The sequence below is a fragment of the Delftia sp. DT-2 genome (genome assembly GCF_028401915.1).
Lineage (GTDB): Bacteria > Pseudomonadota > Gammaproteobacteria > Burkholderiales > Burkholderiaceae_C > Comamonas > Comamonas tsuruhatensis.
Genome location: NZ_JAQOTI010000004.1, coordinates 440,493 through 452,719 on the forward strand (window position 1 = coordinate 440,493; position 12,227 = coordinate 452,719).

Annotated in this window: 12 protein-coding genes and 2 tRNA genes; 9 read left to right on the plus strand and 5 right to left on the minus strand. The window is 66.7% G+C overall.

What is annotated here, in order from left to right; genetic code table 11:
* The first annotated feature begins 101 nt into the window (after positions 1–101).
* The 5 genes from PO605_RS09410 (at position 102) to PO605_RS09430 (ending at position 4,771) form a co-directional block, all read left to right on the plus strand.
* Positions 102–1,088, plus strand: coding sequence for a LacI family DNA-binding transcriptional regulator (locus PO605_RS09410; protein WP_047471433.1), 987 nt, complete (start codon positions 102–104; stop codon positions 1,086–1,088).
* 128 nt (positions 1,089–1,216) lie between these two features.
* On the plus strand, positions 1,217–1,903 hold the full coding sequence (locus PO605_RS09415; protein ID WP_047471435.1) for a DUF3334 family protein: 687 nt from the start codon (positions 1,217–1,219) through the stop codon (positions 1,901–1,903).
* Between the two features lie 116 nt (positions 1,904–2,019).
* Entirely contained in the window at positions 2,020–2,529 is a 510-nt protein-coding gene (locus PO605_RS09420; RefSeq protein ID WP_016453094.1) for a MarR family winged helix-turn-helix transcriptional regulator, read from the plus strand.
* Between the two features lies 1 nt (position 2,530).
* Positions 2,531–3,757 (plus strand): multidrug effflux MFS transporter, encoded by a 1,227-nt coding sequence (locus tag PO605_RS09425; RefSeq protein WP_047471439.1) that lies wholly within the window; start codon positions 2,531–2,533, stop codon positions 3,755–3,757.
* Between the two features lie 114 nt (positions 3,758–3,871).
* Positions 3,872–4,771 (plus strand): alpha/beta hydrolase, encoded by a 900-nt coding sequence (locus tag PO605_RS09430; RefSeq protein ID WP_047471441.1) that lies wholly within the window; start codon positions 3,872–3,874, stop codon positions 4,769–4,771.
* A gap of 64 nt (positions 4,772–4,835) precedes the next feature.
* Here PO605_RS09430 and fumC read toward each other — a convergent pair whose 3' ends face one another.
* Positions 4,836–6,227, minus strand: a complete 1,392-nt coding sequence (gene fumC / locus PO605_RS09435; protein ID WP_016445164.1) for a class II fumarate hydratase — start codon at positions 6,225–6,227, stop codon at positions 4,836–4,838.
* A 313-nt stretch (positions 6,228–6,540) separates the two neighbouring features.
* On the opposite strand from fumC, the gene PO605_RS09440 reads away from it, so the two are divergent.
* The 4 genes from PO605_RS09440 (at position 6,541) to murI (ending at position 10,360) form a co-directional block, all read left to right on the plus strand.
* A complete protein-coding gene (locus PO605_RS09440; protein WP_013803260.1) occupies positions 6,541–8,094 on the plus strand; it encodes a fumarate hydratase in 1,554 nt (517 codons plus the stop codon).
* 100 nt (positions 8,095–8,194) lie between these two features.
* On the plus strand, positions 8,195–8,827 hold the full coding sequence (locus PO605_RS09445; RefSeq protein ID WP_017407256.1) for a class I SAM-dependent methyltransferase: 633 nt from the start codon (positions 8,195–8,197) through the stop codon (positions 8,825–8,827).
* A complete protein-coding gene (locus PO605_RS09450) occupies positions 8,824–9,411 on the plus strand; it encodes a GNAT family N-acetyltransferase (RefSeq protein ID WP_047471444.1) in 588 nt (195 codons plus the stop codon). Before PO605_RS09445 ends, PO605_RS09450 begins: the two co-directional genes overlap by 4 nt.
* A gap of 58 nt (positions 9,412–9,469) precedes the next feature.
* Positions 9,470–10,360: a glutamate racemase gene (murI, locus tag PO605_RS09455; RefSeq protein WP_047471446.1), complete on the plus strand. Its 891-nt coding sequence runs from the start codon at positions 9,470–9,472 to the stop codon at positions 10,358–10,360.
* A gap of 1 nt (position 10,361) precedes the next feature.
* On the opposite strand, the gene PO605_RS09460 is transcribed toward murI, so the two are convergent.
* The 4 genes from PO605_RS09460 to PO605_RS09475 form a co-directional block, all read right to left on the minus strand.
* Positions 10,362–10,973 (minus strand): M48 metallopeptidase family protein, encoded by a 612-nt coding sequence (locus PO605_RS09460; protein ID WP_047471448.1) that lies wholly within the window; start codon positions 10,971–10,973, stop codon positions 10,362–10,364.
* A 32-nt stretch (positions 10,974–11,005) separates the two neighbouring features.
* Positions 11,006–11,632: a DUF6806 family protein gene (locus PO605_RS09465; protein WP_013803265.1), complete on the minus strand. Its 627-nt coding sequence runs from the start codon at positions 11,630–11,632 to the stop codon at positions 11,006–11,008.
* Between the two features lie 328 nt (positions 11,633–11,960).
* A tRNA-Leu gene (locus tag PO605_RS09470) sits at positions 11,961–12,051 on the minus strand.
* A gap of 99 nt (positions 12,052–12,150) precedes the next feature.
* Positions 12,151–12,226, minus strand: a tRNA-Gly gene (locus PO605_RS09475).
* Position 12,227: the final 1 nt, after the last annotated feature.

A 12,227-nucleotide genomic window follows, 5' to 3' on the forward strand; every position in this document is an offset into this window, starting at 1 on the left:
CAATCTGCACTGCAACATAACCTGGCAACAATCCGGCCATACCACGGCATTTCTTTGGAGTTATCCTCTGCGGCACACCACAACCAACGGGAACGATTGCATTGAGCATCAGCATCAACGATGTGGCCCGTGCGGCCGGGGTTTCCAAATCGACGGTATCGCGCGCGCTGGCGGGCGGCTCGGTCAGCGAAGAAGTCCGGGCGCGGGTCGCGGCCGCCGTGCAGGCCACGGGCTACCGGCCCAATCTGATGGCGCGCCGGCTGCGTGCGCGCGACGCTGGCCCCATGGGGGTGCTGGTGGCCGACATACGCAACCCGTTTTTCACGGCCCTGATCCGCGCGGTCGAGGCCGAGGCCTATCGCCAGGGCCGGCGCGTGCTGTTGTGCAATACCGACGAAGACCCGCAGCGCGAAGCCATGTACCTGCAGCTCATGCAGGAAGAGCGCATCGCGGGGCTGATCTTTGCGCCCACCCAGGCCAGCCTGCACAAGCTCGAGCGCATGCAGCTGGAGTTTCCCGTTGTCCTGGTGGACCGGGCGGGCGCCCCGGCCTGCCATGACAGCGTGGTGCTGGACAACGCCCAGGCCTGCGCCACCCTGGTCAGGCATCTGGTGGAACAGGGCCGCCGCCGCATTGCAGGCGTCTTCGGCAGCACCAGCAGCACGGCGCGCGAGCGCTGCGACGGCTATCTGGCCGCCATGCGCGATGCAGGCCTGGAGCCCGACTTGCGCCAATTGCCCCCGACCAGCGATGCCGCCGAGGCCGAAGTCACGCAATGGCTGCGCCAGCCGCAGCGGCCCGACGCCTTCGTGGCCAGCAACGGCCTGCTGCTGGAAGGCTGCCTGCGCGCGATACGCGCCGCAGGCCTGCGCATCCCCGGCGATGTGGCGCTCGCCGGCTTCGACAACGAGCGCTGGACGGAGCTGGTGGCCCCCGCCATCACCGTGATCGAGCAGCCGATCGACGCCATGGGCCGAACGGCCTTCAGCCTGCTGATGGAGCGACTGCATGCGCCCGAGCTGCCCGTGCGCAAGGTGGTCATGCAGGGGCGCTGCATAGTGCGCGAGTCCACGCAGGCGATTCGCTGAGCGCGGCTTTCGGGGCCGCCTGCCAAGCCCCGCCCCAGGAGGGGGCACATTGGACTTTCAATGTTACAAACAGTCGCAAACAACGGACTTGCACCCATAATCGCTCACAATTTTGTCCCGTTGACCTCATGAACAAGCCCCAACATCCCATCGTCCATGGCACGGAAGACGTGCTGATCAGCCTCTGCAACTCCGTCTCGCGCGTGCTCCAGGTGGCCACGCAGTGCCAGATCCAGTATTCGGGCATGGTGCAGCGCATCACCAAGACCAGCCTCAAGCCCGACATCGGCTGCTTTGTCCTGGTGGACGGCGGCTTCTCGGGCCTGGTGATCATCAACTTCTCGGCCGCCGCCGCCATGGAGCTGTACCGCAGCTACATGCTGAGCATGGGCATGGGTGAAGAGGACCTTGCCAGCTCCTACACCTCCGACGATGTCAGCAACGTCATGGGCGAGCTGATGAACCAGGTGGTGGGCGACTTCACCAGCAAGGTCCAGCGCGAGCTTCAGACCTACATCACCCAGAGCCAGCCCAAGATGATCCGCCTGAACAAGCAGGTCAACCTCAGCGTGGACGCCAACCTCGACTCCCCCGAGGCGCGCCGCGTGACCTTCTACACGGGCAACAACAACATCTTCTATCTCGAGCTGGCCATGGACCGCACGGAGTTCATCAAGGTGGTGGATTTCGAACCGCAGGAGCGTCCCGACCCGGACGCCCTCATGGCGCAGGCCAACGCCAGCGCCCCCGCCGCAGCGCCTGAACCGGCCGGCAGCACGGACACCGACGAACTGCTCAAGTCCCTGGGCATGTAGGCCCCGCCTCCCCTGCGGGGGCCAAAACCCTGACGCCTGCGGATGTATCAGGCGGCTCCGGGAAACGATATCGTTGACATGCAGATAATTGGAATGCCAACTATTTGAATGCCACGATGTCTTCCCTTCCCGACCAGTCCCCGCCCGCGCAAGCCGATGCCGCCAGCGTGCAGCGGCATTTCATGTTCACGCTGGGCCAGGTCAACAAGCAATGGCGCCGCACGCTGGACAGGCTGCTGGCGCCCATGGGCCTGACCCAGGCGCTATGGATGCCGCTGATGCATCTGGCGCGTTCGCCTGAAGCCATGCGCCAGAAGGATCTGGCCCATTCCCTGGCGCTGGACAGCTCCTCGGTCGTGCGCCTGGTGGACGGCCTGGCCGCCCAGGGCTGGATAGAGCGCGTGGACGACAGCGACCGCCGCGTCAGGAAAATCCAGCTCACGCCAGCCGGCCATGCCCAGGTCGAAGCCGTGCAGGGCCTGCTGCAGCAGGCCCGCGCCCAGGTGCTGGGCGCCGTGCCGCCCGAGGAACTGGGTGCGGCCTATGCCACGCTGCAGCGCCTGCTGGAGGCCATGGCCGCCGAGCCCGCCTGCGACACGGACCTGCCCGACGAGCAGGCTGCCTGAGATGGCGGCCGAGCACTCTTCGCTGCCACCCGCCCAGGACCATACAGCGGCCAGCCGCAAGGCGCCGCTGTGGCTGCTGGTGGTCGTGACCATCGTCGGCACGCTGGCCATGCACATGTTCCTGCCCGCCCTGCCCGATGCGGCACACCAGCTCCAGGCCGGTGCCAGCCAGATGCAGCTGACCATCACGGTCTACATCCTGGGCCTGGGCGTGGGCCAGTTGATCTATGGCCCGCTGTCGGACAGCCTGGGGCGCCGGCCCATGCTGCTGGCCGGACTCATCCTCTATGCGCTGGCCAGCCTGGCGGCCTTTCTCGCCCCGTCCGCCCCCTGGCTGATCGGCGCGCGCCTGCTCCAGGCGCTGGGCGGCTGCGCGGGCCTGGCCCTGGGCCGCGCCATTGCGCGCGATTCGAGCACGCCCGAGAACGCCGTGGGCAGCCTGGCGCTGCTCAACCTGATGATGATGATCGGCCCCGGCATCGCGCCGGCCATCGGCTCGGCCATAGACGACGCCCTGGGCTGGCGCGCCATCTTCGGCACGCTGGCCGTGGTCGGCGGCGTGACGGCCTTCGCCATCTGGAAGCTGCTGCCCGAAACCGGCCAGCCCACGGGCCGCCTGCACCTGGGCACCATCCGCGACGACTACCGCAGCCTGCTGCGCTCGCCGGCCTTTGTGGGCTTTGCCGTGGGCGGCGGCTGCGCCACCACGTCCATCTATGCCTTCCTGGCGGCGGCGCCCTTCGTGTTCATCGAGCAGCTGCATTCCACCAAGCATGAGGTGGCCATCTACCTGGGCCTGCTCATGGGCGGCATGGCCGTGGGCAATGCGCTGGCCCGCCAGCTGATACGCCACTGGCCCCTGGAGCGGCTGATGCTCAACGGCAATCTGCTGAGCCTGGCCAGCGCGGCCATGCTGCTGTTGCTGGCCCTGTTCAACCAGCTCACGCCGGCCATTGTGGTGGGGCTGATGGTGCTGTTCGCGCTGGGTTCGGGCCTGACCAGCCCTGCGGCGCTGGCCAGCGCGCTGAGCGTGCATCCGCGCCTCACGGGCTCGGCCGCCGGTGTCTACGGCAGCACGCAAATGGCCGTGGGCGGCCTGTGCACCTTGGGCGCCAGCCTGGGCAGCAACCCCGCGCTGTCGGCCGCGCTGGCCCTGGTCGTGGCGTGCGTGGTGGGGCAACTGGGCTTTCGCAGCGCGCTGCGCCACGCGCAGCGTGCGCCCGGCTGAGGACCATGGTCCCCGAGGCGACGGCCCGGCCGCGCGGAGCGCAGGCGGGGCCAGGGCCTCGATTACATTGGCGCAGCCGTGGGCCCTTGCCACGGACCACAGGAGACAAAAAACATGCGCCAACTTTCCTTTTCCATCGTCCTGCGCCAGGCCGCCTCCGGCACGCTGGCGGCCGCCGCGATTCTGGCCGGCCCGGCCGCCCAGGCCGGCTCCATCGAGGCCGCCGAGTTCAAGAGCGCCACGCTGCAGCGCAGCTGGACCTACAACGTCTACCTGCCCACGGGCTACGACGCCCAGTCCAGGCTGCGCTACCCCGTCATGTACCTGCTGCACGGCAACGACGGCCAGCGCAACGACTGGCCCGTCAAGGGCAATCTGCTGCGCACGGTGGACCAGCTGATCCAGAACGGGGAGATCCCGCCCGCCATCATCGTCATGCCCGACGCGGGAACGACCTGGTACGTGGACCTCAAGGAGCCCATGGAGACGGCCTTCTTCCAGGACCTCGTCCCCCATGTCGAGAAGAAGTACCGCACCCTCACCAGCCGCGATGGCCGCGTCATCGGCGGCCTGTCCATGGGCGGCTACGGCGCGCTGCGCTACGTGCTCAAGTACCCCGAGAAATTCCAGGCCGCCGCCCTGCTGAGCCCCGCCATCTACAACCCCGAGCCGCCCGCCGATTCCTCGGCACGCTCGGTCAAGGTCTTTGCCGAACCCAACACGGGCGGCCAGTACAGCACCACGGTCTGGAAGAGCTACAACTACCCTGTGCTGTGGGACAGCTTTCTCGCCCGCAAGATCAGCGTGCCCATGTACATCAATTCGGGCGACGACGATGAATTCATGATCGAGTCCGACGCCGCCCAGCTCTACGCCCAGCTGCGCAGGAACAAGCAGCCTGCCGAGCTGCGCATCGTCAACGGCAAGCATGAATGGCCGGTCTGGGAAAGCACCATCGGCGACGCGCTCAAGTACGTGTTCCGCACCGTGCGCCGCCCGCAGGCGGACAACTGAGCCAGGCCATGAAGCAAAAAAAGGGGAGCCGGCCGGCTCCCCTTTTTGATGGCATCAGCAGGTCCTACAGGTTGCCGACCATCTTGGCAGGGATCACCCAGGCGTCGAACTGTTCGCCAGTCAGGTGGCCGGAAGCCACGGCCGCTTCGCGCAGGCTGGAGCCTTCCTTGTGCGCCTTCTTGGCGATGTAGGCCGCCTTGTCGTAGCCGATGTGCGGATTCAGCGCCGTCACCAGCATCAGCGAGCGCTGCACCAGCTCGGTGATGCGCTCGCGGTTGGGCTCGATGCCCACGGCGCAGTGGTCGTTGAAGCTCTTCATGCCATCGGCCAGCAGGCGCACGCTCTGCAGGAAGTTGTGCGAGACCATGGGGCGGAACACGTTCAGCTCGAAGTTGCCCGAGGCGCCGCCGAAGTTGATGGCCACGTCGTTGCCGAAGACCTGGGCCGCCAGCATGGTCACCGCCTCGCTCTGCGTGGGGTTGACCTTGCCGGGCATGATGGACGAGCCGGGCTCGTTCTCGGGGATGGAGATCTCGCCCAGGCCGCTGCGCGGGCCGGAGGCCAGCCAGCGCACGTCGTTGGCGATCTTCATCATGCTGGCGGCCAGCGTCTTGAGCGCGCCGTGGGCGTGGACCAGCCCATCGCACGAGGCCAGGGCCTCGAACTTGCTGGGCGCCGTCACGAACGGGTAGCCGGTGAGCTGGGACAGCTCGGCCGCCACGCCCTCGGCATAGCCCTTGGGTGCATTCAGGCCCGTGCCCACGGCCGTGCCGCCCAGCGCCAGCTCGTACAGATGCGGTAGCGCGGCGCGCACATGCTTTTCGCCATGGGCCAGCTGAGCCACCCAGCCCGAGATTTCCTGGCCCAGCGTCAGCGGCGTGGCGTCCTGCAGATGGGTGCGGCCGATCTTGACGATGTCGGCATAGGCCTCGCTCTTGGCCTGCAGCGTATTGCGCAGCAGGGCAATGGCGGGCAGCAGCTTTTGCTCGATGGCCGTGACGGCAGCCACGTGCATGGCGGTCGGGAATACGTCGTTGCTCGACTGGCTCTTGTTCACGTCGTCATTGGGGTGGACCAGGCGCGACTCGCCCCGCTCGCCACCGAGGATTTCGCTGGCGCGGTTGGCCAGCACCTCGTTGACGTTCATGTTGGTCTGCGTGCCCGAGCCGGTCTGCCAGACCACCAGCGGGAACTCGTCCGGGTGCTTGCCGGCGATCACCTCGTCGGCGGCGGCCAGGATGGCCCGGGTCTTCTTCTCGTCGAGCAGGCCCAGCTTGTGGTTGACGGTGGCCGAGGCCTTCTTGACCTGGGCCAGCGCGTGGATGATCTCGCGCGGCTGCTGCTCGCCGCTGATGTCGAAGTTCTGCAGCGAACGCTGCGTCTGCGCACCCCAAAGCTTGTCTGCGGGGACGGCTATGGGTCCGAAAGTGTCTTTTTCCTGGCGGGTCGCGGTCATTGGTGTGGACTCCTTGGTGAAAACAACGCGGCGCAGTTGGCTGGAGGCAGGTCGGCGGGCCGCGCGCTGCGTGGCTCGGGGATGTCTGGCTGGCGGGGCCGCAATGGCAAAAACCCGCCCATGGTAACTCCGCAAATGGGAACCTCTCGCATCCATCCCCCACTGAGGTGTCGCCGAGGCGGGCTTGTCCAGGCAAACCCCTCGACTCTTGTACAAGACTGCACCCCTTGCGTGCACTTTCCGCCGCGCAGCGCCGATAATCGCCCCCGGGATTCCCCTCCCCTGTTCCCCCGATCAAAAAGACACCCCACCGATGACCACCACGATCCGCCAGCAGGACCTGATCGATTCGATCGCAGGCGCCCTGCAGTACATCAGCTACTACCACCCCGCCGACTACATCGCCCACCTGGCCCGCGCCTACGAGCGCGAGCAGAGCCCGGCGGCCAAGGACGCGATGGCCCAGATCCTGACCAACTCCAAGATGTCGGCCACCGGCCACCGCCCGATCTGCCAGGACACCGGCATCGTCAACGTGTTCCTGAAGGTGGGCATGGACGTGCGCTGGGAAGGCTTCACGGGCGGCCTGGAAGACGCCATCAACGAAGGCGTGCGCCGCGGCTACAACCACCCCGACAACACGCTGCGTGCCTCGGTCGTGGCCGATCCGCTGTTCGCGCGCAAGAACACCAAGGACAACACGCCTGCCGTCATCAACGTGCAGATCGTGCCCGGCGACAAGCTGGACGTGACCGTGGCCGCCAAGGGCGGCGGCTCGGAGAACAAGTCCAAGATGATCATGATGAACCCCAGCGACAACCTGGTGGACTGGGTTCTCAAGACCGTTCCGACCATGGGCGCGGGCTGGTGCCCGCCGGGCATGCTGGGCATCGGCATCGGCGGCACCGCCGAGAAGGCCGTGCTGCTGGCCAAGGAAAGCCTGATGGAAGACCTGGACATGTACGAGCTGCAGGCCAAGGCCGCGCGCGGCGAGAAGCTCGACCAGGTCGAGGAACTGCGCCTGGAGCTGTACGAGAAGGTCAACGCCCTGGGCATTGGCGCGCAAGGCCTGGGCGGCCTGGCCACCGTGCTGGACATCAAGATCAAGATGTACCCCACGCATGCGGCCTCCAAGCCCGTGGCCATGATCCCCAACTGCGCGGCCACGCGCCACGCGCACTTCGTGATGGACGGCTCCGGCGCGGTCTACATGGACGCCCCCTCGCTGGACCTGTGGCCCAAGATCGACTGGGAGCCCGACTACAACAAGTCGCGCCGAGTGGACCTCAACGCCCTGACCAAGGAAGAAGTGGCCAGCTGGAAGCCCGGCGACACACTGCTGCTCAACGGCAAGATGCTCACGGGCCGCGATGCCGCCCACAAGCGCATCCAGGACATGCTGGCCAAGGGCGAGAAGCTGCCCGTGGACTTCACCAACCGCGTGATCTACTACGTCGGCCCGGTGGACCCGGTCAAGGACGAAGCCGTGGGCCCCGCAGGCCCGACCACGGCCACCCGCATGGACAAGTTCACCGACATGATGCTGGAGCAGACCGGCCTGATCGCCATGATCGGCAAGGCCGAGCGCGGCCCGGTGGCCATCGAGTCCATCAAGAACCACAAGTCGGCCTACCTGATGGCCGTGGGCGGCGCCGCCTACCTGGTGTCCAAGGCCATCAAGAACGCCAAGGTCGTGGGCTTCGAGGACCTGGGCATGGAAGCCATCTACGAATTCGACGTGGTGGACATGCCCGTGACCGTGGCCGTGGATGCCGGCGGCACCAGCGCCCACATCACCGGCCCTGCCGAATGGCAAAAGCGCATCGCATCCGGCGAGTTCAAGACCATTGAGATTGCCTCGGCCTGACGCCGGCGCCAAGCGCAAAGAGGCCGCCTTCGGGCGGTCTTTTCATTGGCGCGGGCATTTGTGACAGACTGCCCGCTGCCTGCAACACTGCCCATTCAACATGACCATCGCGCTCGTCCTCATCGCCCTGCTGGCCGTGACCAGCCTGGCCTGGCGCCTGTCCTCCCGCCGCCATGTCCTGCCCTGCCCGTCCTGGCTGCGCTGGATGGTCGAGCTCGACAATCCCTTCGCGGCCAGCAACAAGGCCGCCTTCATCGTCGGGCAACTGCAGATCCAGCCAGGCATGAAAGTGCTGGACGCGGGCTGCGGCCCAGGCCGCGTCACCCTGCCGTTGGCACGTGCCGTCGGTGCGCAGGGACAGGTGCTGGCCGTGGACCTGCAGCCGGCCATGCTCGAACAGGTGGCGGCCAAGGCGCGCGCGCAGGGGCTGGAGAATGTGCGCACCCAGGCGGCGGCGCTGGGCCAGGGGCAGCTGGCAGCCGAGCAGCACGACCGCGCCGTGATGGCCGCCGTGCTGGGAGAGATCCCGGACCGCCAGGCCGCGCTGGCCGACGTGTTCCAGAGCCTACGCCCCGGCGGCCTGCTGGCCGTGGCCGAGCTGGTCTTCGACCCGCATTTCCAGCGCCGCACCAGCGTGGAAAAGCTGGCAGGCAAGGCAGGCTTCATCCCCCACTCCTTCCACGGCCATGCGGCCGCCTATCTGCTGGTGCTGCAGCGCCCTCTCCAACCATGACCACCACACATGCTCCTGTAGCGACCCTGCGGACCCCGCGCCTGATACTGCGCCAGTGGCAGGCCGGCGACCGGCAGCCCTTTGCCGCGCTGAATGCCGACCCACAGGTCATGGAGCACTTTCCGGCACTGCTCAGCCGTGAACAAAGCGATGCCATGGCAGACAGGATCCAGGCACTGATCGAGGAACGCGGCTGGGGCTTCTGGGCGGCAGAGCACCTTGCCAGTGGCGAATTCATGGGCTTCATCGGGCTGCACACTCCCGCCGCGTCTTTGCCGTTCTCGCCCTGCGTGGAAATCGGCTGGCGGCTCGCCCGGCCTTTCTGGGGCCAGGGCCTGGCCAGCGAAGGCGCGCGGGCGGCGCTGGAGCACGGCTTCGGCGCGTTGCATCTGGAGTCCATCGTCTCGTTCACCGCGCTGTCCAACCTGCGTTCGCAGGCCGTGATGCAGCGCCTGGGCATGGAGCGCGACGCCCATGACTTCGACCATCCGGAGGTGCCGGCAGGCCATGCGCTGCGCAGGCATTGCCTGTACCGCCTGACACATGCCCAATGGCTGCAGCAGCAAGCCATGGCCCGAGCATGAACGCGCCCGAGCGGGCATACTGGGCGCCGCCTCCAAAAGCCTTTATCCGCATCTCCACATGACCTCCCCGGCCTCTCCCATCGGCGTCTTCGACAGCGGCATCGGCGGCCTCAGCGTGCTGCAGGCGCTGCGCCATGAGCTGCCGCATGAGCGCTTCATCTACCTGGCCGACAGCGGCTATGCACCGTATGGCGATGCACGCGGCGACGCCTTCGTGCAGCAGCGCACGCGCACCATTGCGCGCCACCTGTGCGAGCAGCACCAGATCAAGGTACTGGTGATCGCCTGCAATACGGCCACGGCCGCTGCCGTGGACATGCTGCGCGCTGAAATTCCCGAACTGCCCCTGATCGGCGTGGAGCCCGCCATCAAGCCTGCTTCGCTATCGAGCCAGACCGGCCACGTGGGCGTGATGGCCACGCGCGGCACGGTGAGCAGTGCGCGCTTTGCCCGGTTGGTGGCCGACCATGGCCAGCGCGTGCAATTCCATGTCCAGCCCTGCGACGGTCTGGCCAAGGCCATCGAGGAAAGCACGGAGCAGCCCGTTCCCGCCGACCCCATGGCCACCGAGGTCGCGCGCCTGTGCGCCAGGTATGTGAATGCCCTGGGCAGCTTCGGACAGAAGACGGGCGAGATGGATTCCCTGGTGCTGGGCTGCACCCACTACATATTCGCCCGCGAGCAGTTGCGCACGCTGCTGGGGCCGGACATCCAGTTCATCGACACCGGTGCCCCGGTGGCACGCCAGACGCGGCGCGTACTGGAACGACTGGGCACCCTGGCCAGCGAATCAGGCCCCTTGCCCGCGGCAGAGGGCCAGGTCCAGCTGATGACCACGGGATCGCTGCAGGCCCTGCAGGCTGCGGCATCGCGCTGGCTGGATCTGCCCGCGCAATGCTGCTCGTCCGTTCAGGTCGGCGAATCCAGCGCCATCCCCACGGCCGCTTGAATCACGGCTGCGCCTGCCACAGGCGCCGGCCCGAGTGGTCCATCCAACTCAGGTACAGCCGCAGCTCGAACTCCAGCTGGTGGTAGTCGGGCTCCATGTGGGTGCACAGCTGGTAGAAGGCCTTGTCGTGGTCGGGCTCGCGCAGATGGGCCAGCTCGTGGACGACGATCATGCGCAAGAAAGCCTCGGGCGCCTGCTTGAACAGTGCACCGATGCGGATCTCATGCCGTGCATTGAGGCGACTTCCCTGCACCACGGCGCGGCGCGTGTGCAGGCCCAGGGCGTTGTGGACCACATGGATGCGGCCGTCGTAAGCCACTTTGTTCAGCGTGCCGGCATTGCGCAGGTGCCGGCCCTTGAGGGCATCCACGTAGTCATAGAGGCTCTTGTCCGTGCGCACGGCATGGGCCTCGGGATGCTTGCGCAGCAGCCAGGCCTCGGCCTTGTCATCGGCCAGCCAGCCACGCACCTGTGACTGCAGCGCGGCCGGGTAGGCGGACAGGTAGGGAAGCGGCAGCGCGCCACCGGCCACCTCGCGCCGCTGCTCGCGCTGGCGGCGCACGGTCTCGGTGACTGCTCCGGAATACTTGGGCGTGCTGGCCTGTGCCGCCATGGCTGTACGCTGCGCGGGGCAGCGCCTTGCGCTCAATGCAGGTGGCGGGGCCGGCGGTTGCCGCCGTGGCCCGAACCCGATCCACCCATGCCGCGCGGCGGCTTGCCGATCTCCAGCGAGCTGACCAGGGCGTCGAAGCGCTGGGAGAACAGCTTGTCGATCTCCTGCACCACGCCACCCAGCTCGGAGCCGTCGAAATGGCGCTCCATCAGGTTGACCACGTCCTGCACCAGCAGGTCGCGCTGCACTTGCATGATGGCCGCGGGCGTCGGGCCCACGAAGAGCATGACGAAGTCGTCGCGCGACTCGGCCTCTTCGGACTCCTCTTCCTCGTCGAACTCGGTGTCGTAGAAGGTCACCTCGATGGCAGCGCCCTGCTCGGCCAGCTCGTTGATGCCCATGCACATGTCGTCCAGCGACTGGCGGAAGTCCTCATCGCCGCGCACCGTCCAGCACACCTGGAGCAGGCGCTCCTTGGTATCGAACTGGATGCCGGGCTCTTCTTCGTAGACGCTGCCAGCGCCATCGGCCAGGGAGCGGGCACCCGCATACTTCCACAGCGGGCCCAGCGCTTCCTGCAACTGCTCGTAGGTCGTGTCGGGGCGCAGCAGCACCTGGCCGTGCACGTGGATTTCAAATGGAGCGTTGTAATTCGACATGTTCTCGTCTGGGATGAGTTTGGCCACACCTGTCACGCCGCACCATGTGCCACGATCAATGTCAACGGAACGCATGCAGGCATCGCCATCACTGTCTGCCCGAGCCGCGCCATCCAGGCAAGCAGCCCGGGGCCTGATGAAGGGATTCTCGCACGTAATGCAGCCGGCAAGGACTTGGCGGCGCATGGCCACAATGCGGTGCTGCAAGAGCACGACGCCAGCAACATGCACTGCGCAGCACCGCGAAACATTGCGCAACCGCAGCATTCGCCTCAACGCAAAATTGCTACAAAGATTGCAGCATCAGAACGCTGCTGCACATAGCTCATGGTGCCCCGAGCCGGGATCGAACCGGCACGCCCCTGTTCGGAAGCGGCGGATTTTAAGTCCGCAGTGTCTACCAATTTCACCATCGGGGCCCTGCGCCGCAGCGTCACAGGCCAACGCAAGCTGCTCATGCCTGCGAACTGCAGCACCAACGAAAAAGGGAAGCGTTACCGCTTCCCTTTTTTCTGAATTGGAGCGGGAAAACGGGTTCGAACCGTCGACCTCAACCTTGGCAAGGTTGCGCTCTACCAACTGAGCTATTCCCGCA